The sequence below is a fragment of the Rhodococcus globerulus NBRC 14531 genome (assembly GCF_001894805.1).
In the GTDB taxonomy this organism is placed as follows: domain Bacteria; phylum Actinomycetota; class Actinomycetes; order Mycobacteriales; family Mycobacteriaceae; genus Rhodococcus_F; species Rhodococcus_F globerula.
The window spans coordinates 1,133,989-1,159,622 of sequence record NZ_BCWX01000001.1 but is presented as its reverse complement, the minus strand read 5'-3'; the positions used below and the strand labels follow the sequence as shown (position 1 = coordinate 1,159,622).

Genomic DNA, 25,634 nt, shown 5'->3' with positions numbered 1-25,634 from the left:
ACCGCGGTCGGTTGATGAAGGCGCACAGTAATCAGCTCACTCCCACTCGATTGTTCCCGGCGGCTTGCTCGTCACGTCGAGAACAACGCGGTTGACGTCCGGAACCTCATTGGTGATGCGCGTGGAAATGCGCTCGAGGGTCTCGTACGGCAAGCGCGTCCAGTCTGCGGTCATCGCGTCTTCACTCGAGACCGGACGCAAGACGATCGGGTGGCCGTAGGTCCGGCCGTCGCCCTGCACGCCCACGCTGCGCACGTCGGCGAGGAGGACAACCGGGCACTGCCAGATCGTTCCGTCGAGGCCTGCGGACGTGAGTTCTTCACGCGCAATGGAATCCGCCTGGCGGAGGATTTCGAGGCGGTCACGGGTGACCTCGCCGATGATGCGGATACCAAGGCCCGGTCCGGGGAACGGCTGGCGTCCGACGATCTCTTCCGGCAAGCCGAGTTCGCGGCCGACTGCGCGGACCTCGTCCTTGAACAACAGGCGCAGCGGTTCGACCAGCTTGAACTGCAGATCTTCCGGCAGGCCGCCGACGTTGTGGTGGCTCTTGATGTTTGCGGTGCCGGTGCCGCCACCGGACTCCACGACGTCCGGGTACAGGGTGCCCTGAACGAGGAAGTCGACAGTTGCGCCCTGAGAAGCGTTCTCGCCCAGGACATCGCTGACAGCGCCTTCGAAGCTGCGGATGAATTCGCGGCCGATGATCTTGCGCTTGGTTTCGGGATCGGTGACGCCGGCCAGTTCACCGATGAAGGTGTCGGCGGCGTCGACCGTGATCAGGCGAGCGCCCGTCGCGGCAACAAAGTCCTTCTCGACCTGGGTGCGCTCACCGGCACGCATCAGACCGTGATCGACGAACACACAGGTCAACCGGTCGCCGATAGCGCGCTGAACCAATGCAGCCGCAACAGCGGAGTCGACTCCACCGGACAGACCACAGATGGCGTGTCCGTCGCCGACCTGCTCACGCACCTGCTCGATGAGCGCGTCGGCGATGTTGGACGCCGTCCACGCTGCCGGAATACCGGCGATCTCGTGCAGGAAGCGGCTCAAAACCTGCTGTCCGTGCGGGGAATGCAGAACCTCGGGGTGGTACTGAACGCCGGCGAGCTTGCGGGCGCGATCCTCGAACGCTGCGACGGGAGCGCCGTCACTGGTCGCGGTGACCTCGAATCCCGAAGGCGCTTCGGTGACGGCGTCGCCGTGGCTCATCCACACCGGCTGCGTCGCGGGAAGTCCGTCGTGGAGCAGGCCACCGGACACCGAGATGTCGGTACGACCGTATTCACGGGTGCCGGTCTCGGCCACGGTGCCGCCGAGAGCTCCGGCCATCGCCTGGAATCCGTAGCAGATGCCGAACACCGGAATGTCGTGGTCGAACAGTGCCGGATCGAGCTTCGGAGCGCCGTCGGCATACACGCTGGACGGCCCGCCGGAGAGCACCACAGCCAAGGGCTTCTTGGCCACGATCTCCTCGACGGTCATGGTGTGCGGAATCACCTCCGAGTAGACCTTGGCCTCACGGACTCGACGTGCGATCAGCTGCGCGTACTGCGCACCGAAGTCGACGACAAGAACTGGTCTCTGCTGCTCGATATCTGCCACACGTGCAGTCTAATCGCCCCAGCTAGCGAACCTGCGCACCCCCGGACTCTGCGCAGCATACGAGAGTCCGGGGGCGACGAAGATCACCTCGCTACGCCACAGTGTTATGCCACTCCGGGCGCTGCCGTCTTCTTTCCGCCCGTGATCTTCACAATCGGAAGAACCAGTGCCGCCGGTGCCGACGCCGGTACCACCGGCGACTTGGGGGCGATCGGAGTCAACCGCTCGTAGCCACTGCCCTGAGCTGGACGAAGGTCTGCCTCCCCCTTGTTCGGCCACAGCGACGCCGCACGCTCAGCCTGCGCCGCGATGGTCAGCGACGGGTTCACGCCGAGGTTCGCGGACACCGCGGCACCGTCGACGACGCTGAGCGTCGGATAGCCGAAGACGCGGTGATACGGATCGATCACGCCGCGGTCAGCGTCCTCGGCGATAGCGCAACCGCCGAGGAAGTGCGCTGTCAGCGGGACGTTGAAGATCTCGCCCCACGTGCCACCGGCAACGCCGTCGATCTTCTCGGCAACCCGACGCGTCGCGTCGTTGCCCTCGGGGATCCACGTCGGATTCGGCTGACCGTGGCCCTGCTTGCTGGTGACCTTGCGACGGCCGAACAGGCCTTTCTTCGTGTACGTGGTGATGGAGTTGTCGAGGTTCTGCATGACCAGGGCGATGATGGTTCGCTCGCTCCAGTCCTTGACCGTGAGCATGCGCAGCATCTGATACGGATTCTTCGCGACCACACCGAGGAACTTGACCCACCGTGGCTTGTCTCCACCGCCGTCGGTCATCAGAGTCTGCAGCAGGCCCATCGCATTGGAACCCTTGCCGTAGCGAACCGGCTCGATATGCGTGTCCTCGCTGGGGTGGAACGACGACGTGATCGCAACTCCGTGCGTGAGATCGAGATTGGGATCGACCTTGTATTTGCCTGCGCCGACAATGGATTCGGAGTTGGTGCGCGTGAGTTCGCCCAGTGTGCCGGACAGCTTTGGTAGCGCTCCGGTGTCCTTCATGTCGAACAACAAGTGCTGCGTTCCCCAGGTTCCGGCCGCGAGAATCACATGAGCGGCGGTGTACGTCCGACGGTTCTTGCGCGCGTATGCACCGGTGCGCTCGGTGAACACATCCCACGTGCCGTCATGGTGCTCGCGAAGTCCCGAGACGGTGGTCATGGGAATGATGTCGGCGCCCGCGGTCTCGGCCAAGCCGAGGTAGTTCTTGAGGAGCGTGTTCTTGGCGCCGTGGCGGCAGCCGGTCATGCACTCGCCACACTCGATGCACCCGGTGCGCTCGGGACCGACACCACCGAAGTACGGGTCGGCGGCTTTCTTGCCCGGCTCACCGAAGTACACCCCGACCGGCGTCTGAATGAAGGTGTCCCCGACGCCCATGTCGTCTGCGACCGACTTCATGATCTCGTCGGCCGGCGTCATGTGTGGGTTCCGCACAACACCGAGCATCTTCTGCGCCTGCTCGTAGTAGGGAGTGAGCTCGCTGCGCCAATCGGTGATGTGCGCCCACTGCTTGTCCTGGAAGAACGGCTCCGGCGGCTGGTAGAGCGTGTTCGCGTAGTTCAGCGAACCACCGCCCACTCCCGCGCCGGCCAGAATCAAGCAGTCGCGCAGCAGGTGAACCCGCTGAATACCGAAGCAACCCAGCTTGGGCGCCCACAAGAACTTCTTCAGATCCCAGCTCGTCTTCGCGAACTCTGCATCGGCGTACCGTCGGCCCGCTTCGATGACACCTACCTTGTAGCCCTTCTCCACAAGGCGAAGCGCGCTCACGCTTCCGCCGAATCCGGATCCGACAATCAGGACGTCGTAATCCGTCGCGCGTTGCTTGCCCATCAGGACACCTCCACCGTGAAAACGTAGTTACCCGTCAGTATGCACCCGAATGCTGTGACTGCCACCACAAGGGTGCCCTAAGCGTAACCATAAGTATCACCAACGCGCGAAAGTCCTGAACATAGACCTGTGGCCCTGACTTCCCATAGGAAGCCAGGGCCACAGATGCAGACAAATCAGGCGCGGACTGTCAGTCCGACCTTCTGGAACTCCTTGAGAGTGGAGTAGCCGGCCTTTGCCATGGAACGACGCAAACCGCCGACGAAGTTCAGCGAACCGTACGGATCGTCGGACGGCCCGGCCAGAACCTTGTCCAGCGAAGGCCGCTCGCCGTAGGAAACCGGAAGGAGCGCGCCACGAGGAACCGAAGGGTGCGCAGCAGCGGACGGCCAGTACCAACCGCCGCCTGCAGCTTCAGCCGACACAGCCAACGGCGTGCCGAGAACAGCAGCGTCCGCGCCGCACGCGATCGCCTTTGCCAGGTCACCAGACGTAGCGATGTCACCGTCGGCGATGACGTGGACGTAACGCCCACCCGTCTCGTCGAGGTAGTCGCGGCGAGCCGCAGCGGCATCGGCGATAGCGGTAGCCATCGGCACCCCGATACCCAGAACCTCACCCGTCGTGGTTGCACCCTCGGAAGATCCGTAGCCGACGATGACGCCCGCCGCACCGGTCCGCATCAAGTGCAGCGCCGTGCGGTGGTCACTCACACCACCGGCGATAACCGGAACGTCGAGCTCGGAGATGAACGTCTTGAGGTTGAGCGGCTCTTCCTCCGTGCGCACGACATGCTCGGCGGAGATGATCGTGCCGTGAACGACCAGCAGGTCGATTCCGGCCTTGACCAGTGCCGGCGTCAGGGCCCGCGCATTCTGCGGGCTGACGCGAACCGCCGTCGTGACCCCCGCGTCACGAACCTGTGCGACCGCTGCTGCCAGCAATTCCGCCTGCAACGGCGCCGCATGCAGTTCCTGCAGGTAGCGGATCGCGGCGTCGACGCCACCGTCGGTTTCGGCGATCTCGACAAGACGAGCCAGCTTGGCCTCGACATCGGCATGACGGCCCCACAGGCCCTCGCCGTTGATGACGCCGAGCCCGCCGCGCTTGCCCAATTCGATTGCGAACGTCGGCGAGACCAACGCGTCCGTCGGGTGAGCGAGGATGGGAATGTCAAACCTGTACGCGTCGATCTGCCACGTCGTCGACACCTCCTTCGACGAACGAGTCCGCCGGGAGGGAACGATGTTCACATCGTCCAGTTCGTAGGTACGACGGGCCGTACGACCCATTCCGATTTCAACGAGGTCGCGCACGCGCGCCCCTTTCTCGTGACTGGTGAACTAGCGAACTGAACTTAGCGGGCAGCGTAATTGGGCGCTTCGACCGTCATGGTGATGTCGTGCGGGTGGCTTTCCTTGAGTCCCGCAGCCGTGATCTGGACGAACTGAGCGTTCTGGAGATGCTCGATCGTCGCAGAGCCCGTGTAACCCATTGCCGCACGCAAACCGCCGGTGAGCTGATGCGTCACCTGCGAGAGTGGTCCGCGGAACGGAACACGACCCTCGATGCCTTCCGGAACCAACTTGTCCTCGGAGAGAACGTCGTCCTGGAAGTAGCGATCCTTGGAGTACGACTTGGCCTCACCGCGCGACTGCATCGCGCCCAGTGAGCCCATACCGCGATAGCTCTTGAACTGCTTGCCGCCCACCAGGATCAGTTCACCCGGCGATTCGGCCGTACCCGCAAGGAGCGAGCCGAGCATGGCCGTCGACGCACCGGCGGCAAGCGCCTTGGCGATGTCGCCGGAGAACTGCAGACCACCGTCGGCGATCACGGGAATGCCGAGAGGCTTGCATGCCGCGACTGCTTCGAGGATGGCCGTGACCTGGGGAGCACCGACGCCGGCAATGACACGGGTCGTGCAGATGGAACCGGGACCAACGCCGACCTTGACGGCATCGACGCCTGCGTTGACGAGTGCCAATGCACCCGAGCGCGTAGCGACGTTGCCACCGATGATCTGAACCCGCTCGCCCAATTCGTGCTTGAGCTTGACGATCATGTCGAGAACATTGGACGAATGCCCGTGTGCACTGTCCACCACCAGTACGTCCACACCGGCGTCGGTAAGCGCCATCGCACGCTGGAAGGCATCATCGCCCGCACCGACCGCAGCACCGACGAGCAGACGACCGTCACGGTCCTTGGTGGCAAACGGATGCTGCTCGGTCTTCACGAAGTCCTTGACCGTGATCAGGCCCGTAAGCTTGCCGTTCCCGTCCACGATCGGAAGCTTCTCGATCTTGTGACGGCGAAGCAGACCGAGCGCGACGTCAGCGGTGACGCCCTCTTGCGCTGTGATCAACGGCATCTTGGTCATGATCTCGGCGACCGGACGATTCTGGTCGACCTCGAAACGCATGTCACGGTTCGTGACGATGCCGACCAACTGTCCGGCGTCGTCGGTGACCGGCAGACCCGAGATACGGAAGCGAGCGCACTTCGCGTCGACCTCACCCATCGTGTCCGACGGCTTACACGTGACCGGATCGGTGACCATGCCGGCCTCCGAACGCTTGACGGTCTCGACCTGGCCGGCCTGGACCTCCACGGACGAATTGCGGTGCAGAACGCCCATTCCGCCCGCGCGGGCCATGGCAATGGCCATCCGCGACTCGGTGACCGTGTCCATCGCCGAACTGACCAACGGGATTCGCAGACGGATATCGCGGGTCAGCTGACTCGACGTATCGACCTGGCTCGGAATGACATCGGACGCTGCAGGCAACAGCAGTACGTCGTCGTATGTCAGCCCGAGCATCGCGACCTTGTTGGGGTCGTCTCCTCCGGTGTGTACATGCCCTGCAGAACTAGTCATGCGGTCAGGACCCTCCATGGACCTAGATTCGCCTGTTCGGCAGCCGCTGTAACAGCTGCCTCGAAGCGGATTACGAAAGCTGGATATCGGATAGAAGGCACCTGCACAGAAAGATATTCCTGGCACCTTTTCCCGGCGTTGAACACCATGGTATCGGGCCGCACATTGGTCCGAACCATCCCACCCACGCTGCAAGTACGCGTAACGAGTGGCGCTGACCCCCCTGACCTGCGTACCGTGGTGCTGTGCGTGATCAACTGCCTCCCGGTCTGCCGCCAGATCCCTTTGCCGGCGACCCCGCTGACCCTTCCGCGGCACTCGATGCCATCGAGCCGGGTCAACCACTCGACCCCCAAGAACGGCAGGCAGTCGAGGAAGATCTCGCTGACCTCGCCGTATACGAGGCTCTCCTCGCTCATCGTGGCATCCGCGGCCTCGTGGTGTGCTGCGAGGACTGCCAACAGGACCACTACCACGACTGGGACATGTTGCGGGCAAACCTGCTTCAACTCCTCGTCGACGGCACGGTTCGGCCTCACGAACCCGCCTACGATCCCATGCCTGAGGCATATGTCACGTGGGACTACTGCCGTGGATACGCCGACGCATCCATGAACGAAGCGATGCACGGCGACGGATTCGACGCCTGACACACTGACAACAGTGGGCCGGCAAGCATTACGCTTGCCGGCCCACTGTTTTTGATTCCGTTGCTACTGAACTACGTTGCTACTGATTTACGTTGCTGCCTAACAGGTCTCGCGACGCTCAGGACGGCGTGTTCACATTCGGCGACGTTGTTGTCGTCCTCGACGAGGACGGGGTAGTTGTCGTCGGCAACGTTGTCGTTGTTGTTGTCGTCGGGTTCGCCGACGGACTCGGGACTGTTGACGACGGCGCAACTATCGCTGGGTTGGGCGTCGATGTCGTCGGATTGGTACCCGGCAACTCCAGATCCGAGGTCGGGCCAGGCAAAACGGGAATCGACGTCACCGGCGGGGGCTCGAGCGTTGTCAGCCCGTCAGTTGTGGTCAACGGCGGCGGCGCAGCCTGAGTAGTTGTTTCCTGAACCTGGGTCATCAACTTGCCCCAGCGTTCTACGAGATCCGTCTTCGCCTGCGAATCCTTCACAGCACCGGCACGCTGGGCAGCGTTGTCCAGAACCTTCTTCGCTTCGGGAATATCCCCGGCGGCCAACAACCGCTCAGCCTTCTCGAGCTCGGACGTGGTGTCGATCTTCGCGACTGTCGAATTAGCTTCTTCCGTGAAGACAACCTGCTTCACACCCCACAGTGCGTCGCCCGGTTCAGCCCCGTACGTGAGCATCGAGCCGCCACCGATCACCACCGCTGCGACAGCTGCCGCAGCGGCAACGGGGCGCAGTAGACGAAGACGTGAACGAGAACGTTCGCGATCGGCAATGCTGGGGGGCGCCGATTCGATCGCTGCGATCACATCGTCGAGAAGTGGGCCCTCCGGCATCGGGGTCGACACGACGTCATCGCGCCACTTCGACAGAATCAACGCCAGTTCGTACTGCTCAGTGCTATCGGTTGCTACCGGCCCACCATGGGAAATTGCCTCGATCAGCGCGTCGTCGCGCCGAACCGCAGCCAGATCCACCGGTGCACCGTCGTCGGCGAGACCGGCTGTGAGGTCATCGAGATCGGAAGAATCACGATTCTCGTCTCTAGCCATAGCTCTCACCCGCTTTCGTTACTACTTTTTTCAGTTTCGCGATCGCCCTGTGCTGGGCGACTCGTACAGCTCCGGCGGTACTCCCGACGGCGGCGGCCGTTTCTTCAGCCGACAGTCCGACAACCAACCGGAGAATCAAGATCTCTCGATGCTTCTCCGGCAAGGTGCCGAGCAGTTCCTGCATGTGCCGGCTGGATTCCGAATCGAGCGCTCGCTGCTCGGGTCCATCGTCAAGTGCAATTACATCCGGTACTTCGGCTACGGGCTCCGACTTGTTACGGGCGGAGCTTCGATGGGCGTCAGCAACCTTGTGTGCAGCAATGCCGTACACAAAAGCCATGAAGGGGCGTCCCTGATCTTGATAACGCGGCAACGCGGTCATCACGGCGAGACACACCTCCTGCGCGACATCGTCGGCCGACAAGTGGCCTCTCTCCGCCGCACCCACCCGACCACGGCAATAGCGCACCACCATGGGTCGAATGTTTTCCAAAACCAAAGCTAGAGCTGTACGGTCGCCCTGCGCTGCAGCGGCGACCGCGGAGTCCAACTCATCGCTCGTATTTGTCATCGTCAGCGAAAATCCTGGCGTTACAGTGGCACTTCCCGAGCGGGTGTGCTTCCACTAACAGCGGAACCCTCTAAGAGTAACCATCCAGACCGACTGGTCCGCGCAGGCCTGGCCCGCCGCGGCAATGTTTCGACGTGTACAACTCGTCGGCTACCGCGTGGCACACCTCACAGAGGCACATCGGTGGCGCACCTCACAGGGACAGTTCACGGAACACTCCCCCGCGTGCCGCAACCGCAGCGCCGAGTGCGGCCGAGTTCGGTGTCGTGGGACTCCCGCTCACACCCTCGATCAGCATCGACGACGCCCACGCCAACGGTAGTAATCCAGACGAACGACACTCATCGAACACTTCACCTGCAAGCATTGCCGCCTGGACCGGATCGAAACCTGTGAGCGCAGCGCATCGCAAGAGGTCCGACTTGACCTTGTGCCTGAGCGAATCACCACCGGCGGCGAGTTCGACAGCACGCTCAGCGTGTCGAAGCGCCCGCGTGAAATCACCGGAAGCGAGCGCAAGTTCTGCCGAGACCCACTCGAGCCTGATCACCTGACGCCACAACCGCGCCGACTCGCCTTCCAGACGGTTGATCTGCTCCGCGCAGCGCTCGAGCAGGCGCCATCCCAGCGCCAGGCGGCCCTGACCGAGAGCGTCGGCTGCAAGGCCGGTCAACGCGTCACAGGCGGCAGCGACCAACTCGGGAGAGTCACCTCGTCCGGCGACAATGGCAAGAGCACGTCCGTCGTCGTATGACGCCTTCCCATGCCAGCCCGTTTGCCGCAGGAATGACGCCCGCGTGCTTGCGGACAACGAGGCATACACACAGTCGCCATCTGCGGCCAGGCCGGCGGTGCGCCGATCCACGACGTTCAAGGCGGCACGCGCCTGCGCATACCGCCCCTGACCACCGAGTGCGACGGCGCTCAACCACCACTCCTCGATGGTTGCCGGAGCGGAAAGCGGCGCAAGTCCGGGCTCTGTCCCGAATGCCACGGACTGAAGAGTTGTCGACACGGTCAAATCATTGCAGTGCCCTCGACCACAGATCGCCGCGAGGGGACCGCAAGATGCAACACCCGTGATTCCGGAGCCATTCACCAAATGTTCAACTGAAATTGAAACTTTCATTTTCTTGAATTATTAACGAATGCATATCCATTAGGTTAACTGCGGGTTACCTAATGGACAAACGTCCAAAGTGCGAATTGGGAACTTAGTCCCAATTCAGTCATTCGAAGGTCGCGCTAGAACGCCGACAATCACAGACGGCCACGAGCGATTCCGCTTTGTCCATAATACGAATACTCCCCCTGATCTGCCACTTCAGACGAGGAATATCTGCAGAACTTTACACATCACTCCACACTGTCAACTATTCGGCAACGGATCACTTACACACGAGGTGGTCGAAATGTAAATATTTCTCTCGTTAAATCTTGCTTTGCGAGATATGCCGCTCACCACTCATCGAGGCTATTGACGCGATTTACTCAGCACCCTTACGGTTAGCAAGCGTGAACGATAGAAAGCCCGGATAATCTTCGGGCTACTTGGTCCGCTCGTTGATCACGACGAGCTTGCAGTAAGGAGTCAACATGCCTGCACCTAATCATCTTCCCGGGCCGAACGCAGACATCTGGGACTGGCAGATGCACGGACTGTGCCGCGGAGTCGACTCCTCGATGTTCTTTCACCCGGACGGCGAACGCGGACGAGCCCGAGCGCAACGCGAAACGCGAGCCAAGGAAATGTGCCACCAGTGCCCGGTTCTCATTCAGTGCCGCTCTCACGCACTGACCGTCTCCGAGCCGTACGGCATCTGGGGCGGGATGTCGGAAACCGAACGCGAGCTGTATGCACGCCACCGCCGGAACGGCCGCCTGGCGTCGTAGAACCTCGTAGGTCAAACCAAGCCTCCTTCTCCCCTCCCCTTCACTGCACTGCACTGCACAACCTGCTTACCCCGCAGACCGAGACCAGAGAGCCCCCGACGAACTCGGGGGCTTTCTCGTGTCTCGAGGTCTTTTCGTGTCTCGACCCATCCACCTCACTGCTGACTCCGAATGCCTTGTACGGAACGTGCACACCGGCACTTCATCTACGGAAGGCAGACCCATGAACACCTCCACTCGAGTTCTGGCAGTCACGGCAGCAGCGTCATTCGCACTTGTCGGCATTGTCGGTTGTTCATCCGACAGCGATGATTCGTCAGATGCCACGTCCAGCGCTGCGACGACAACGTCGAGCATGTCGATGTCGACGACCAGTGCAATGGCAGACCCCGCATCGGATCTCGTCGGGGCAGGTTGCGCGGACTACGCAGCGGCAGTGCCGACCGGCGCCGGCTCGGTCAGCGGAATGGCGCAGGACCCGGTCGTGACAGCCGCGTCGAACAATCCGCTCCTCACCACACTGACCGCGGCCGTATCCGGTCAGCTCAATCCGGACGTCAATCTGGTCGACACCCTCAACGGTGGTGAGTTCACCGTCTTCGCTCCCGTCGACGCCGCCTTCGCGAAAATCGACCCGGCCACAATCGACAGCCTCAAGACCGACAGCGCAACACTGACGAAGATCCTCACCTATCACGTGGTTCCCGGTCAGATCGCTCCCGCCGATATCGACGGCACCCACACCACCGCCGAAGGTGGAACGGTCACCGTCACCGGATCGGGCGACGACATCAAGGTCAATGACGCAACCGTCCTCTGTGGTGGCGTCAAGACCGCAAATGCCACCGTCTACCTCATCGATTCGGTGTTGATGCCGCAGTAATCCCCCTTGCTGTGCGCCTTTGCCAACCGCGTCGGTTACCAAAGGCGCACAGCAGTAGCGGCGGGCCAACAGAAAAGAACCGGACATGCACGCTACGGTTGTAGTCGATGAAACAACACGAACCTTCGGGGCGGGATTACTCAGCTCGGGTGAGCCACGCGACGTGAGTGAACCGAACGAGGCCCCAGAGCACACCGACGCTTGTCCGACCGACAATTCTGCAGCGCGCACCGCCCGGATCACGGAATCCCGCGAACTCGCGCTGATCCTCGAGAATGTCGCTCGGGGCGATCAATCGGCATTCGCCGAGTTCTACGACCGGACCAGTTCACGCGTGCACGGGATGGTTCTCCGGGTCCTTCGCGATCCGGGTTTCTCCGAAGAAACTGTCCAAGAGGTGTATCTCCAGGCCTGGAAAACGGTGGACACCTTCGATCCGGTTCGCGGGTCGGCCTTATCGTGGCTACTCACTCTTGCTCACCGACGAGCCGTCGACCGGGTGCGTTCGGAACAGTCGAGTACGGATCGACAGGCCCTGTACGACACCACGAATTCGACTCCCGAATTCGACGTCGTCAGCGAAGAAGTCACTCGCAAAGACGAACATCGCGCCGTCACCGACTGTTTGGAATCGGTGACGGCGACCCAGCGAGAAGCTTTGACATTGGCGTACTACGGCGGGCGAACGTACCGAGAAGTAGCCGAAGACCTCGGCGTGGCGATACCCACGATAAAGTCACGAATCCGCGACGGACTACTCCGGCTACGCAGATGTCTGGGGGTGAACTGAGATGGACGAAGAGCTGATCGGCTGGGCACACCCCTACGCGATCGATGCCCTCGACCCCGATGAGCGTCGGGCTGTCGACGTTCTCCTGGAAGGCACCGACGCGGCCACCCGAGCGGAATTCGAATCTCAGGTCCGGCTCGCCGCCGAGACGATGGCTGCTCTGAGCATCGTCGACGCAGTCGAACCTCCGCCAGGGCTCCGCGCTCGCCTACTCGACACTATTGCCGAGACACCACAATCCCCGGAATTGGCTCCGCCGGTCTCCCTTGCCGGTCATCGCAAGCGTCGACGCCCATGGACCGTCGCACTAGCCGCTGCAGCGGCCGTGGTCATCGTGGCCGGGGGTATCGGAATCGGCGTCCAGATCACCGACAACACTCCGTCGCCGACCACCGTTTCCGAGATCATGGCCGCGCCCGACATGCACTCGACCACGCTGGACGTACCCGGCGGCGGCACCGCGACAACGGCGTTTTCGCCGTCCGAGGATGCCGCGGTGTTGACGATGAACGGTGTGACTCCCCCGAGCCCGGACCAGGTTTATCAGATGTGGCTGGTCTCGCCGGACGGTAGCACCATGACTCCGAAGGGCACCATGGCACCTGCCGACGTCAAGCCGACCACTCAGGTTGTACTCGACAATATCGGTCCCAACACCAAGCTGGCATTTACGATCGAGCCTCCTGGTGGATCGACTCAGCCGACGGGCGATCCGTTCGCCATCATTCCGCTGGTCTGAGCAGAAAACGAAAAAAGCGATCCCCCACCAACTTTCGGTGGGGGATCGCTTTTAGTGCGTGAAACCTAGTGGCTGTGACCGTGTCCGGTGTCAGCTACTTCTTCGGTCGGCTTCTCGACAACGGCGCTCTCGGTGGTCAGGATCATCCGAGCAACGGAAGCGGCGTTGACCACTGCCGAGCGGGTGACCTTGACGGGGTCGATGACGCCGTCGGCGAGCAGGTCGCCGTACGTCAGGGTCGCGGCGTTGAAGCCATGGCCCTTGGGGAGATCCGCAACCTTGCTGACAACGACGGAACCGTCGATGCCGGCGTTGGATGCGATCCAGAACAGCGGAGCGTTGAGTGCTGCGCGAACCACTGCGACGCCGGTAGCTTCGTCACCGGTGAAGCCGAGGTTGTCGGCGAGTTCGACGCCGGCCTGAACGAGTGCCGATCCACCGCCGGGGACGATGCCCTCGGCAACAGCAGCCTTGGCTGCGTTGACGGCATCTTCGACGCGGAACTTACGTTCCTTGAGATCGGTCTCGGTGGCTGCGCCGACCTTGATGACCGCAACTCCGCCGGAGAGCTTCGCCAGACGCTCTTCGAGCTTCTCGCGATCCCAGTCGGAATCGGTGTTCTCGATCTCGCGGCGAAGCTGCGCAACGCGGGTCGCGATGTCGTCTGCCGTGCCTGCGCCGTCGACAATGACGGTCTCGTCCTTGGTGACGACAACGCGGCGTGCGCTGCCGAGCAGGTCGAGTCCGGCTTCCTTGAGGGAGAGTCCGACGTCGGTGTTGATGACGGTGCCTGCGGTGACAACGGCAAGATCGTCGAGGAACGCCTTGCGACGGTCACCGAAGAACGGTGCCTTCACGGCGACAGCCTTGATCGTCTTGCGGATCGAGTTGACCACCAGAGTGGAGAGAACTTCACCCTCGACGTCCTCGGCGATGATCAAGAGCGGCTTGCCGGATTCGGCAACCTTCTCGAGCAGCGGCAGGAAGTCGGGCAGTGAGCTGATCTTCTCGCGGAAGAGCAGGATCAGCGCGTCTTCGTAGACGGCCTTCTGCGAATCGATGTCGGTGACGAAGTAGGGCGAGAGGTAGCCCTTGTCGAACTGAACACCTTCGGTGACAACGAGTTCGGTTGCAACGGTGGAGGATTCCTCGACCGTGACAACGCCGTCGGTGCCGACACGGGTGAGTGCTTCGCCGACCATTTCGCCGATTTCCTCGTCACGCGAGGAGACGGTGGCAACCTGAGCGATGGACTTCTTGCCCTCGACCGGAGTTGCTGCGGCGATGAGCGCCTCGACGACCTTGTCTGCGGCAGCGTTGATTCCGACGCCGAGTGCCATCGGGTTTGCGCCCGCGGCAATGTTCTTGAGTCCGCCGCGCACGATCGCCTGAGCGAGAACCGTAGCGGTGGTGGTGCCGTCGCCGGCAACATCGTTGGTCTTGGTGGCGACACTCTTGACGAGCTGTGCGCCGAGGTTCTCGAAGGGATCTTCGAGATCGATCTCACGGGCGATGCTCACACCGTCGTTAGTGACGGTGGGGCCGCCGAATGCCTTGGCGAGCACGACGTGGCGTCCACGCGGGCCCAAGGTCACCTTGACGGCGTCGGCGAGCTTGTCGACGCCTGCTTCGAGAGCACGCCGCGCGGTCTCGTTGAACGCAATTTGCTTGGACATCTGTTCTGTCAGCTCCTGAATCTTCGGGGCGTGAACGCATTCCGCCCCGGGATCCTGTGTGGACTCCGGGGCGGATCACGTGTGTCTTACTTGGAGACGACAGCCAGCACGTCGCGTGCCGACAGAATCAGGTACTCCTGGCCGGCGTACTTGATCTCGGTTCCGCCGTACTTGGAGTAGATGACCGTGTCACCCTCCTTGACGTCGACCGGGATGCGGTTGCCCTGCTCGTTGACGCGGCCTTCGCCGACTGCAACGACGGTGCCCTCCTGGGGCTTTTCCTTGGCTGTGTCAGGAATGACCAGGCCGGAAGCCGTCGTCGTTTCAGCCTCGTTGGCCTGGACGAGGATCTTGTCCTCGAGCGGCTTGATGTTGACGCTCGCCACGATGAGCCCTCCATGGGTATGTGCGCCCGAGGGTTGCTCGAGACGCGATTGGGTTTGACGTTTACGGCGCGTCACTGCAGTCCCGTCGTCGCGGGTGCCGGAACTCGATCAGCGCCAATTGGCACTCTATACGTGAGAGTGCCAACCCTCAAGGACTGGGCGGGTTTTTTCTCTTCGTCCTCAGCGAAATCAGACCCACGTCCAATTTGTTCACCTATTGTTCATTCGTGACGAACATCAACCGCCGTAGTTTCCTGACCTTTGCCGGACTCGGCGCCGTGGGCGCCGTAGGTCTGAGCGCCAAGCCGTGGGGACTGCAATATGCCGGCGCCGCTCCCCTGCCCACGTCGGGCGCGGGCACCACACTCGACGCAGTCGCGACGCCGATCGGCAGCAGCGGCTACCGCAAACTCGGAGCCGGTCCTGGCTGGGCAAACATCGTGCGCGGCGAACTCGCGGAACCCAAGTCCGGCCGCGAAGACCGACGCACCGCATTGGCATCGATCGTGCAGTTGACCGACGTCCACATCCTCGACGCGCAGTCGCCGATGCGCTTCGAATACGTCCACCAGATCACCGGTTCCGCTTTCCGTCCGCAGGAAACGCTGACTGCGCACGGCCTGATCTCGCTTGTCCGAAGCGTCAATTCCATCGGATGCGGTCCGCACACGGCACGACCGTTCGACGCAGTTGTCACCACCGGCGACAACACGGACAACAAGGAACATGCCGAACTCGACTGGTTCCTGACCGCACTCAACGGCGGCACGATCGTTGCGAACACCGGCGCGAAGGATCGCTACGAAGGTGTCCAGAACTCCGGGGCCGATCTGTACTGGAACCCGGAATCGCCGATGCTCGACATGTACAAGAAGGCGGGCTTCCCCGAGATTCCCAATTTCTTCGGAGCCGCATTCACCCCTGTTTCGAGCCCTGGCCTGAACACTCCCTGGTACTGCGTGTTCGGCAACCACGACGATTCGGTGTCCGGCACCGTTCCCAGTGGCATCCCGCCGCTAGAGGCCATGTACACCGGATCGCTCAAGTTCGAGGTTCCCGGCTCACCGGAACAGGCCAAGCAGATCGACATCGCCACCAAGTTCGATCCGAGCGCCATTCCGGGAATTCTGTCCGCCTTCACGACGCCCCCGCGCCAGGTCACCCCCGACCCGGCCCGTGCTCCCTTCACGCCGAAGCAGTTCATCGCCGCGCACCTCGATCCGGCGCATACCGGTCCGGGTCCGGTCGGTCACGGATTTGCACCGGACGCCGATCACACCGGCATCGGTTACTACTCCTTCGAGATCGCTCCCGGCGTCGTCGGAATCAGCATGGACTCCACCAACCGTGCCGGCTTTGTCGACGGCTCCCTGGGCGCAGCGCAGTTCCGCTGGATCGAAGACACCCTTCGGGCCGGCAGCAGCACGTTCTTCGACGCTGCCGGGTCCAAGATCACACAGTCCCGCGACGACACCTACTTCGTGCTGTTCAGCCACCACACGAGCGACACGATGGACAATCTCATCCCCGACCCCGAGAACATTCTCGAGCCACGCTTCCGTGGTTCGCAGCTTCTCGAACTGTTGCACCGCTTCCCCAACGTTCTTGCCTGGGTCAACGGCCACACACACGAGAACAAGATCACCCCGTGGCCCGGTGTCACGCCGGAACAGGGGTTCTGGGAGATCAACACCGCTTCGCACATCGACTTCCCGCAGCTCGGCCGGATCATCGAAATCGCGGACAACGGCGACGGCACCGTCTCGCTGCTCGCGACGCTCTTCGAAGCCGAGAGTCCGTACTCGGTCGATCACAGTGACAAATCGCCAGAGGGCCTGGCATCGCTGTACCGCGAACTGTCCTTCAACGACATTCACCGCGATCCCAAGCTGACCGGCGCCGGTGTCGATCAGAACGTCGAGCTGCTAGTTCCCGTCATTCGCTAGCGTCACCTGGCTTCGTCTGCCGTGTCCTGTGTTCCTTGGACCAGGACACGGCAGCAATAACAAAGCGGACGCCAAAGCCGATCAGCACCAGGTTGCAGACGATCTGAAGCGACACCAATGCCCTGGCCAGATCAGTTTTTGCGGCGATGTCCCCGAACCCGACGGTCGAGAACACGGACAGCGAGAAATAGAGCGCACCCATCCTCGACAACGGTTCGGTGAAACTTGTCGGGTCGGCCCCTGCGACAGCAAAATAGGTCATCGAGACGATCAGAAGATACGTCGGCACCACGACAGATGCCGCCTCGACGGCCTGCAACGCCGGCACATCCGAATTCAGGATTCGCTTGATCTGCCAGGCAGCGACACCCAGTACCGCGACACCGCCTGCGACCAACAGAGCAAATGCGCTGACGGTATGCGCGTCGGTCCACGGCAACAGGAAATACGCACAACCCAACGCGACGACGGTCAGCACCGGCCGAAGTATCGCCCCCGCGATCAATCGACGGCGTTGACGCGTATCCATCTGCCGGGATTCGACTTTTTTCCGCATAATTCAATATTCGGCAATCCCGCTGGTAAAACCACCGTTTCGGTACGAAAAGTTCTCCTCCTCACAGAAAACTGCCGAGCAATCGTGCCGATCGTTCTGTAACGTTCATGTAACGGCGACCGATATGCGGTCACAGAAACACCTGCGAGGGGGTGCAAGATGGGTTCATCACTGGGAATGTCGACGGGTTCGTCGGGCGTCTACTCCGCGCTCGTCGATACCGATTCCGCAGAAGCCACACCCGGTAGTTTGCCTGCCGAAACACGATTCGTCTCCGCCGATCAGGTCAACACCAACGTCGGAGACTTGGTGCGCGCGTCGATCAAGCTGATGACCACGCAGGTGTCCGATCGCGCCGCTGCCCCTCGATCCATCGGGGTCACATACTCGACCGACCAACAGCTCGCGAGCATCCGATCCTCGCTCGCGAAGTCGCCGAACCGCGTTCGGCTCATTCCCGAACCGGCCGCAGTGCACGCCTATCTCGCAGAAACAGGCAAGACTGCACGCTACGGCGCCACCGCGCAGATAGACCTCGGTGATAGCGGCCTGAGCGTGTCCGTGGTCGATCACAGCGGCGAGATCCTCATCTCCGAACGCACCGACGCTCTTGCCGGCGCCGGCATCGACGCAGCCCTCGTCGCGTTTGTCACCGACAAGTACCCTCATCCACTCGGCCGACACACCGACACCGAACTACTGATGTCGCGCTGCCACGTCGCGAAGGAACAACTCTCCACCACTCGCAGCGTCACGATCGACCTGCCACGTGGGCCCATCACGATCACCCGGGTCGAGTTCGAGGACATCATCGCCGCGGATGTCGAGCGCGCGCTCACGCTGATCCGCAGCGTCCTGAGCGCGGCACCACACACCGTCGAGGCCATTGTCCTCATCGGCGGCGGCGCCCATATCCCCACTGTGCGTACGGCAATCGCAGACGCCGCACGAGTCCCGACAGTCGAATTCGACGAGCCCGAAGCAGCCGCAGCCAAAGGTGCTGCACTACTTGCAGATTCCGCGACGTCGTTGCGTTACCCGTTGGCAGGCTCGGAAACTTCCGAGCGCATCCGTCCGGCCGCCAAAGCGTCGGGCGCGCTGATCGGCGCGCTAGTCGTCGGTGGACTCGTATTGGGTTATGCCGCCAAGGAAGTCGTCCCGACCGACAACACGCCGATTTCGCCGGCCGGCACCGGATCGACCACAACGCACACCACAACCGACGTCGTTCCGAGCACCGGTTCCACAGTCATCCCGTCACATGACCCCGTGCCCACGGTTGTCCACACAACAGTCCCGTACCGGGCACAGCCGTACGGAACACAGCCGTACGGAACACAGCCGTACGAGACACATCAGTTCACGTTGTCGCCTGCGCCGCCGTCGGACACGTCCACACCGACGACAACCGTTCCGCCGACAACTCTTCCGCCGACAACCACGACCACCATCCCGGCCCGGCCGACACTTCCCGGCATCACGCTGCCGGATACACCGTCGTGGTGGCCGGAGAACCTGCCACAGATTCCGAGTGGGCCTTCGGAACTGGCTCCGGGCGAAGGCGGAAACGGTGGTTCCGGTTCCACCGAAACCACCGCCGAGACTCCCACAGAGTCCGCATCACCCGAGCCGACGACGGAGAACGCGGCGCCGACCCCCACCGCTCACCTGCCTGTACCGGTCGGCTGACCTAGCGCAGAACTTGGCTGATCGAGACGGACAATCCCGGATCGGTTGCAACACTCAATTCCGACGGCCCGGCTCCGGCACCGATCAGGTGCGCGGCCAGCGAAGCGATCATCACTCCGTTGTCGGTACACAACCTCGGCTTCGGAATACGCAGCGTGAGACCGGATTCGGCGCACCGCTGCTCGGCGAGGCTACGAATGCGAGAGTTCGCGGTTGCTCCTCCGCCGAGCACCACGGTGTCGACGCCGACATCCTTGGCGGCACGAACCGCCTTCATCGTCAGGACGTCGGCCACCGCCTCTTGGAACGACGCTGCGATATCCGGAATCGAAAAAGCTTCTTCTGCACGCTGTTTCGACTCCACATAGCGAGCAACGGACGTCTTGAGTCCGGAGAAGGAGAAGTCGTGACGCGAGTCGCGCGGGCCCGTCATGCCACGCGGGAACGGGATCGCGTTCGGATCACCTTCCTGCGCAGCCGCATCCAAGGCCGGTCCACCGGGGAACCCGAGACCGAGAAGCCTCGCAACCTTGTCGAATGCTTCACCGGCAGCGTCGTCGACGGTAGTTCCGAGTTCGACGATCGGCTTTCCGAGATCCTCGACGTGCAGCAAATGCGTGTGCCCACCGGAGACCAGAAGGGCCACGCACGACGGCAACGGTCCGTGCTCGAGGGTGTCGACCGATACGTGGCCGCCGAGGTGATTGACCGCATAGAACGGGATGTTCCACGCTGCCGCATAGGCTTTGGCTGCCGCCACACCCACCAACAGGGCGCCCGCCAGGCCGGGTCCGATCGTGACGGCCAGAGCGTCGGGCTTCTCGATACCGGCCGCCGCGAGAGCACGCCGCATGGTCGGGACGATTGCCTCGAGATGAGCGCGCGACGCAACCTCAGGCACCACTCCGCCGTACCGGGCGTGCTGATCCACACTCGACGCCACTTCGTCCGCCAACAAATCGCAGGTTCCGTCACCGTTCCAACGTACGATGCCGACTCCTGTTTCGTCGCACGAGCTTTCGACACCCATGACGATCATGCTTGCTGCTCCTCATTCTTGCGAACACCCACGGCGGGCCGCCGCATCGTGAACGCATCTGCCCCGCTGGGCTGGTAGTACTTCTTTCGGGTTCCGACGATCTCGAATCCCTCACGCCGATACAGAGCGATTGCCGGTTCGTTGTCGGTGCGCACTTCCAGGAACACGTCTGCTCCCCGGTCGTCCGCGAGAGCCAAGAGCGCATCGAGCAAAGCCCCGCCGATACCGCGGCGCTGCGCACCCGGATCCGTTCCGATGGTGTGCACTTCGGCTTCGATGTTGGGCGGCGCGCCCAACAATGCAACTCCGGCGTACCCCAGAACACGACCGTCGGGCTCACGAGCCACGAAGTAGTGATTGTGCGAGCCGGCCAACTCGGAGACAAAAGCCTGAGCGGTCCACGGCCCGTCCCCCGCAAAGAGGGCACGTTCCAACTCGGCACACCGCTCGGCGTCGTCGACCGTCATCGACGTGATGGTGTAACTCATTTGCCGCGTTCCGCCAAGGTCTTGGCGTCCGGGCGGCGTAGATACAGCGGCTCGAGCGGTTCCGGAATCGAACCGGCCAGAATGTCTTGCGCTGCAACAGTGACCAAACCGGCCGGAGACGGCGTCTCCGCAGGCTCGACCCGGAGATCGAAAAGGTCTACGTGCGAAGCAGATCCGGCAACAATCGTCGACGGCGACGCGTCAACGTCGCCCGGCGAATTCACTGCGGGGCCTTCCACTCGAACGCCCTCATCGTAACGAGCCCAATAGATTTCACGTCGACGTGCATCGGTCACGACAAGCAGGTTGCCTGGCGTCTGCACTGCCGCGGCAATGGCGTCGAGGCTGCACACACCGTAGACCGGGACACTGAGCGCGTCACCGAACGCGGCGCCGGTCGCCATCCCCACCCGCAGGCCGGTGTACGGACCGGGTCCCACGCCCACCACCACGGCGCCCAGGTCTGCCGGCGTGATCGACGCCTCGGCGAGGCATTCGAGAACATGCGGGGTGAGCACCTCGGCATGTGCGCGGGGGTTCACTGTCACCCGAACGGCGAGCGTCGAAACCTCACCGAGAGGCGAGAGTGAGACAACTCCGGCAGTGACGGCCGGCGTGGAGGTATCAATCGCGAGAACAAGCACGATAACTCAGGGTACTCGCACGTGAAGAACTACTTTCAACGGTGGGAGCAGTGTCACGACGTCCATGCCCAACTGGCCGTCCGGACATCCGACTCGGGTTCACGGTGAAGCTGCACCCGCAAGTGACGCTCGACAAGGCGTTCCACGACGTCGCCGCCCCACTCCACCACGACCACCGCATCGGTGAGGTCGGTATCGAGGTCCAGGGCGTCGAGCTCGTCAAGAGCGTGCGGCCCGCTGTCGCCGAGGCGATACGCGTCGACGTGAATCATCCCGACGGGTGTTCCGCCGTCGGCGCGAATGCCGGGGCGATGCTCGCGCGCGATGACAAATGTCGGTGACGTCACGCGTCCCTGCACGCCGAGGCCCGCACCGATACCGCGGGTCAGTGCCGTTTTTCCGGCGCCGAGTGGACCGTCGAGAACCACGAGGTCACCGGCGACAAGTCCGGCCGCCAGCCTGCGACCGAATGCCTCCGTGTCTTCCGTCGTCTCCAGAGTGACGGTTCCTGATTCAGGGAGGGTTTCAGCCGACATCGGACCTCACTTGACTATGTGTACGTGAGACAAGACTCTCGATCGCATCCGTGACGATAGCCGGGAACTCCAGCTGGATCAGGTGACCGCCGCCGCGAATTCGCACCAGGTCGGACTCCGGCAACGCATCCGCCAGCAGTTGCGAGCTGGCAAACGGAATCATCATGTCCTGATCGCCGCAGATCACCACAGCCGGAGTGTGCGCGAGGACGGGCAGAGACCCACTCTCGTCATGCAATTCGAGGGTCCGCAGAAAATTGACGATGGTGACAACCGACGTGCGATCGAGCATCCCGTCCGACAGCTCGTGCAGTCGAGGGCTCACGTCCGTGCCGTACGACGCTGCCCGCAGGATCGGTGTGATGAGCACACGCGCAGCGCCACGGGCATGCTGTACGACGCCCGGGGACGTCCGCACAGCCAGACGGAAACCGTCGATGATCGGATTCTGCAGATTGCGAGTGAGTCCGGTTTCGGCGAGACCCGCTGCGGTGGTCGATACCAACCCGACACCGACAACTCGGCCACCGGCGAACCATTCCGGTCGCTGACCGGCAAGCGCGAGCACTGTCATGCCGCCCATCGAATGACCGACAAGCACAACCGGACCGATCGGCACCTTGGCTTCGATGACCGACGCCAGATCACGGCCGAGTTGCGAGACCGTACAACTCTTCGCGCGGGGCATGCCCGAATCACCGTGCCCGCGCTGGTCGTAGAACACCATCCGAACGTCGTCACCCCACCGCTCGGCAAGCTGACGACGCTGAAAATGCCAGGAAAACGCGCTCAGACAATATCCGTGCACAAAGACAACCGTCAGTGGAGCGTCGTCCGGCCCGACTTCGCGGACTGCCAGATCAACCCCGTCGTCGGTGCGTACAACGCTCGCGCGGTCCCGCGTCATCAGGTCGAAGTCTTCGTCTGCGTAGATCTCTCGACCTGGCCGAGTGGCCGTCTTCAACGCGTTGACGCCGGCCATGGAACCGAGTGCAATCGCACTGAGGAGCCCACCGAGGATGCTCATTCGTCCTGCAGTCTTCACGAGATACCCTCCCCGCCGATGTACGTACGTTCGGTTCGCCCGCGCAGGCCGGTCACGATCTCGTAGTGAATGGTGTCCAGCACTTCCGCCCAGGCTTGCGCGTTGGGTTCGCCCTGATCTCCGTTGCCGAAGAAGATGGCGGTGTCGCCCTCGCGCACACCGTCACCATCTGGTCCGAGATCGACCATCACCTGGTCCATGCAGATCCGTCCGACGGCTTGACGACGCTTACCGCCGAGTTGGACCTCGAAACGCCCGCTCAACGAGCGCGGAAGCCCGTCGGCATAGCCGACGGGGAGCAATGCCAGGGTGGTGTCGCGCGGCGCGGTCCAGAGGTGTCCGTAGGAAACCCCCTCACCGGCAGCCACCTTCTTCACCAGAATCACCTTCGCTCGCAACGTCATTGCCGGTCGGAGACCGAAATCGCCCATCTCTGGTACGGGCGACAACCCGTATATCGCAATTCCCGGCCGAACCATGTCAAATCGCAGGTCAGGACGGGTTACCGTCGCCGCCGAGTTGGAAAGGTGCACAACCTCGGGTTCGAATCCGTGAGCCCGGACGTCGGCAACTGCATCGATCAGACGTTGCTTCTGGTGGTCGATGACGTCGTGGTGCGGTTCGTCCGAATGCGCCAGGTGCGAGAACACTCCGCGCAACCGGATCGTGCCCTCGTTTCGAGCCGCGACGAGGTCTGCCAGCATCTGCGGCCAATCGGCCTGCGAGACGCCGTTGCGATTGAGTCCGGTGTCGACCTTCAGCGTCACCGTGGCAGTTCGTCCGAGATCCCGCGCGGCGGTCACCACCGCGGCCAGGTGCCGCGGAGACGACACCCCGATTTCCACGTCGGCGGAAATGGCGGCGGCAAAATCGGCATCGACGCCATGCAGCCACGCCAGTACCGGAGCGGTGATCCCCGCTGCCCGCAGGACCAAGGCCTCGCCGATCGTGGTGACACCGAGTTCGCGGGCACCGGCGGAGAGTGCAGTGCGCGCAACAGCAACGGCACCGTGGTTGTACCCGTCAGCTTTGATGACTGCCATCAGTGCCGCGTCACCGGCGAACTCACGAAGAACCCGCACGTTGTGGGCGATGGCATCGAGGTCCACGACCGCCTCGGTCTGCGGACCTCCTGTTGCCGCGACGCTTGCCGACTCCCCTTCTTCTGGGTCTTTCGGGGCTCTTCCTTCGGCAAGCTTCATGGCGTCAATCCTGCCACTCTCGCGAATTCCGACATCAATTCGGGTTTGACATCACTCAATTCCGCGCGACGCTGCGCAACACTCTTACTGCGTCACGCACACTTCCGAGCAGCGGCGATGCCGAGATCGGTGCACCTGCAACGTCGGCATGGCCGCCTGCGGCCGCCAAGTTCGCGGCAAGAGAGTGTGTTCTGGCTCCCACCGCCGCAGCGTCGAGTGGTGCAAGCCCGGCAGCGAGCAGCGCCCCGATCACACCGGACAAAACGTCACCCGATCCGGCGGTCGACGCCCACGAGCCACCCGCATCATTGACCAACACCTGTCCGCCTCGATCAGCGATCACTGTCGTATGACCCTTGAGGAGCACCGTCACACCGAGATCCGACGCCAAGGCGCGTGCGGCACCGACCCGATCAACACCCAGCTCGGTGCCCGCCAATCGTGCGAACTCACCCGCGTGCGGAGTCAGAAGCGTCGGTGCGGTGCGTCGACGTGCCAGATCAAGATTCTCGGCCAGCAAGCTCAACCCGTCCGCATCGACCAGGACCGGGACATCCGTCGCGAGAACAGATGCAAGCAGCGCCGCCGCGTCGGCATCGGTTCCCATTCCAGGACCGACCACCCACGCCTGCACGCGCCCGGCGTCTTCGAAGGCCGCGCTTGCGATCACCTCGGGGAAGCGTGAAAGCACCTCCGCCGCGCCGTGCCCCGCGTAACGCACCAGCCCCGACGTCGCCGTGACCGCTGCCCCCGTGCACAACACACCAGCCCCCGGATACTGCGCACTCCCCGCAATCACCCCAACAACGCCCTGCGAATACTTGTCGTCACTCGGGCCCGGAACCGGCCAGCGCGCACCCACTTCCGCCGGATCGAGGGAGCGGAAATCCGGCTCACCGAGATCCAGACCGATGTCGATCAGCTCCACCCGACCGCACCGCTGCGGTGCCAACACATGCACAGGTTTGAGCGCACCGAATGCCACCGTCACCGCAGCTGTCACCGCAGGCCCGTCGACGCCCCCGGTGTTCGCGTCCACACCGCTGGGAAGATCCACCGCCACGATCGGGCAGCGGACCTGCTCCACAAGAGCGGCTGCCGCGCGGCGCAACGAACCGCGGCCCGAAATTCCGACAATGCCGTCGACCACCAGATCCGGTGTACCGAGGTCGGACTCGATACGCCCACCCGCTCGGCGGAAAGCCTCGAGGCCCCGCCGGTGCGCGCGCTCCGGGTCGAGTAGGACCGCACGCACAGCAACTCCGCGCTTACGCAGGAACGCTCCGGCCCAGAGCGCGTCACCGCCGTTGTCGCCACTGCCGACCAGCAGAGTCACCGACCTCGAAGCGAGTAATCCTGTGTACAAACGCAATTCGTCGGCAACAACCCGCGCCAGTCCGTACGCGGCCCGGCGCATCAACACTCCGTCGGGCAACGACGCCAGCAGCGGCGCCTCCGCTTCGCGAACCTGATCTGCCGTGTAGTACCCGCGCATGCCGGAACCCTTCGTTTGCAAG

The 25,634-nt window shown here is 62.9% G+C and carries 24 protein-coding genes; 7 read left to right on the top strand and 17 right to left on the bottom strand.

Annotation, left to right across the window (positions count from 1 at the left end):
- Window positions 1-36 precede the first annotated feature (36 nt).
- The 4 genes from guaA to guaB form a co-directional block, all read right to left on the bottom strand.
- Entirely contained in the window at window positions 37-1,608 is a 1,572-nt protein-coding gene (gene guaA, locus RG2_RS05075) for a glutamine-hydrolyzing GMP synthase (RefSeq protein WP_033231323.1), read from the bottom strand.
- A 104-nt stretch (window positions 1,609-1,712) separates the two neighbouring features.
- Window positions 1,713-3,455, bottom strand: coding sequence for a GMC oxidoreductase (locus tag RG2_RS05070; protein WP_033231324.1), 1,743 nt, complete (start codon window positions 3,453-3,455; stop codon window positions 1,713-1,715).
- A 176-nt stretch (window positions 3,456-3,631) separates the two neighbouring features.
- Window positions 3,632-4,771 (bottom strand): GuaB3 family IMP dehydrogenase-related protein, encoded by a 1,140-nt coding sequence (locus tag RG2_RS05065; RefSeq protein ID WP_033231325.1) that lies wholly within the window; start codon window positions 4,769-4,771, stop codon window positions 3,632-3,634.
- A 41-nt stretch (window positions 4,772-4,812) separates the two neighbouring features.
- Entirely contained in the window at window positions 4,813-6,336 is a 1,524-nt protein-coding gene (gene guaB / locus RG2_RS05060; RefSeq protein WP_033231537.1) for an IMP dehydrogenase, read from the bottom strand.
- Window positions 6,337-6,581: 245 nt separating this feature from the next.
- Between guaB and RG2_RS05055 the strand changes: the two genes are divergently transcribed.
- Window positions 6,582-6,986: a DUF5319 domain-containing protein gene (locus RG2_RS05055; protein ID WP_033231326.1), complete on the top strand. Its 405-nt coding sequence runs from the start codon at window positions 6,582-6,584 to the stop codon at window positions 6,984-6,986.
- Window positions 6,987-7,104: 118 nt separating this feature from the next.
- Here RG2_RS05055 and RG2_RS05050 read toward each other — a convergent pair whose 3' ends face one another.
- The 3 genes from RG2_RS05050 to RG2_RS05040 form a co-directional block, all read right to left on the bottom strand.
- On the bottom strand, window positions 7,105-8,034 hold the full coding sequence (locus RG2_RS05050) for an anti-sigma-D factor RsdA (protein ID WP_033231327.1): 930 nt from the start codon (window positions 8,032-8,034) through the stop codon (window positions 7,105-7,107).
- Entirely contained in the window at window positions 8,027-8,605 is a 579-nt protein-coding gene (locus RG2_RS05045; RefSeq protein WP_033231328.1) for a sigma-70 family RNA polymerase sigma factor, read from the bottom strand. Before RG2_RS05045 ends, RG2_RS05050 begins: the two co-directional genes overlap by 8 nt.
- Window positions 8,606-8,798: 193 nt before the next feature.
- Complete coding sequence (locus RG2_RS05040; protein WP_230589971.1) at window positions 8,799-9,620, bottom strand: hypothetical protein; 822 nt, start codon at window positions 9,618-9,620, stop codon at window positions 8,799-8,801.
- A 581-nt stretch (window positions 9,621-10,201) separates the two neighbouring features.
- Between RG2_RS05040 and RG2_RS05035 the strand changes: the two genes are divergently transcribed.
- The 4 genes from RG2_RS05035 (at window position 10,202) to RG2_RS05020 (ending at window position 12,910) form a co-directional block, all read left to right on the top strand.
- A complete protein-coding gene (locus RG2_RS05035) occupies window positions 10,202-10,498 on the top strand; it encodes a WhiB family transcriptional regulator (protein WP_033231330.1) in 297 nt (98 codons plus the stop codon).
- 223 nt (window positions 10,499-10,721) lie between these two features.
- A complete protein-coding gene (locus RG2_RS05030) occupies window positions 10,722-11,381 on the top strand; it encodes a fasciclin domain-containing protein (protein ID WP_033231331.1) in 660 nt (219 codons plus the stop codon).
- An 85-nt stretch (window positions 11,382-11,466) separates the two neighbouring features.
- A complete protein-coding gene (locus RG2_RS05025) occupies window positions 11,467-12,171 on the top strand; it encodes a sigma-70 family RNA polymerase sigma factor (protein ID WP_033231332.1) in 705 nt (234 codons plus the stop codon).
- Window position 12,172: 1 nt separating this feature from the next.
- Window positions 12,173-12,910: an anti-sigma factor gene (locus RG2_RS05020; protein WP_033231333.1), complete on the top strand. Its 738-nt coding sequence runs from the start codon at window positions 12,173-12,175 to the stop codon at window positions 12,908-12,910.
- A gap of 65 nt (window positions 12,911-12,975) precedes the next feature.
- On the opposite strand, the gene groL is transcribed toward RG2_RS05020, so the two are convergent.
- Both groL and groES read right to left on the bottom strand, forming a co-directional pair.
- Window positions 12,976-14,586, bottom strand: coding sequence for a chaperonin GroEL (groL, locus tag RG2_RS05015; protein WP_033231334.1), 1,611 nt, complete (start codon window positions 14,584-14,586; stop codon window positions 12,976-12,978).
- A gap of 86 nt (window positions 14,587-14,672) precedes the next feature.
- The gene (gene groES, locus RG2_RS05010; RefSeq protein WP_003940763.1) at window positions 14,673-14,972 is read right to left on the bottom strand and encodes a co-chaperone GroES; all 300 of its coding nucleotides are present in this window, start codon (window positions 14,970-14,972) and stop codon (window positions 14,673-14,675) included.
- A 227-nt stretch (window positions 14,973-15,199) separates the two neighbouring features.
- On the opposite strand from groES, the gene RG2_RS05005 reads away from it, so the two are divergent.
- A complete protein-coding gene (locus tag RG2_RS05005) occupies window positions 15,200-16,918 on the top strand; it encodes a TIGR03767 family metallophosphoesterase (protein WP_033231538.1) in 1,719 nt (572 codons plus the stop codon).
- On the opposite strand, the gene RG2_RS05000 is transcribed toward RG2_RS05005, so the two are convergent.
- Window positions 16,908-17,474 (bottom strand): potassium channel family protein, encoded by a 567-nt coding sequence (locus RG2_RS05000; protein WP_033231335.1) that lies wholly within the window; start codon window positions 17,472-17,474, stop codon window positions 16,908-16,910. The genes RG2_RS05005 and RG2_RS05000 overlap by 11 nt on opposite strands.
- A 159-nt stretch (window positions 17,475-17,633) precedes the next feature.
- Between RG2_RS05000 and RG2_RS04995 the strand changes: the two genes are divergently transcribed.
- Entirely contained in the window at window positions 17,634-19,163 is a 1,530-nt protein-coding gene (locus tag RG2_RS04995) for an Hsp70 family protein (protein WP_051730216.1), read from the top strand.
- Window position 19,164: 1 nt separating this feature from the next.
- Here RG2_RS04995 and tsaD read toward each other — a convergent pair whose 3' ends face one another.
- Genes tsaD through RG2_RS04960 form a run of 7 tightly spaced genes read right to left on the bottom strand, consistent with a single transcriptional unit; the run spans window position 19,165 to window position 25,612 of the window.
- On the bottom strand, window positions 19,165-20,202 hold the full coding sequence (gene tsaD, locus RG2_RS04990) for a tRNA (adenosine(37)-N6)-threonylcarbamoyltransferase complex transferase subunit TsaD (protein WP_033231336.1): 1,038 nt from the start codon (window positions 20,200-20,202) through the stop codon (window positions 19,165-19,167).
- Window positions 20,199-20,690, bottom strand: a complete 492-nt coding sequence (gene rimI / locus RG2_RS04985) for a ribosomal protein S18-alanine N-acetyltransferase (RefSeq protein ID WP_033231337.1) — start codon at window positions 20,688-20,690, stop codon at window positions 20,199-20,201. Before rimI ends, tsaD begins: the two co-directional genes overlap by 4 nt.
- Complete coding sequence (tsaB, locus tag RG2_RS04980) at window positions 20,687-21,334, bottom strand: tRNA (adenosine(37)-N6)-threonylcarbamoyltransferase complex dimerization subunit type 1 TsaB (protein ID WP_033231338.1); 648 nt, start codon at window positions 21,332-21,334, stop codon at window positions 20,687-20,689. Before tsaB ends, rimI begins: the two co-directional genes overlap by 4 nt.
- Before the next feature lie 53 nt (window positions 21,335-21,387).
- Complete coding sequence (gene tsaE, locus RG2_RS04975) at window positions 21,388-21,870, bottom strand: tRNA (adenosine(37)-N6)-threonylcarbamoyltransferase complex ATPase subunit type 1 TsaE (RefSeq protein ID WP_033231339.1); 483 nt, start codon at window positions 21,868-21,870, stop codon at window positions 21,388-21,390.
- Entirely contained in the window at window positions 21,860-22,915 is a 1,056-nt protein-coding gene (locus tag RG2_RS04970; protein ID WP_080711578.1) for an alpha/beta fold hydrolase, read from the bottom strand. Before RG2_RS04970 ends, tsaE begins: the two co-directional genes overlap by 11 nt.
- Entirely contained in the window at window positions 22,912-24,117 is a 1,206-nt protein-coding gene (gene alr, locus RG2_RS04965) for an alanine racemase (protein WP_033231340.1), read from the bottom strand. The genes RG2_RS04970 and alr overlap by 4 nt, the downstream gene beginning before the upstream one ends.
- Before the next feature lie 55 nt (window positions 24,118-24,172).
- Entirely contained in the window at window positions 24,173-25,612 is a 1,440-nt protein-coding gene (locus RG2_RS04960; protein WP_033231341.1) for an NAD(P)H-hydrate dehydratase, read from the bottom strand.
- Window positions 25,613-25,634 lie beyond the last annotated feature (22 nt).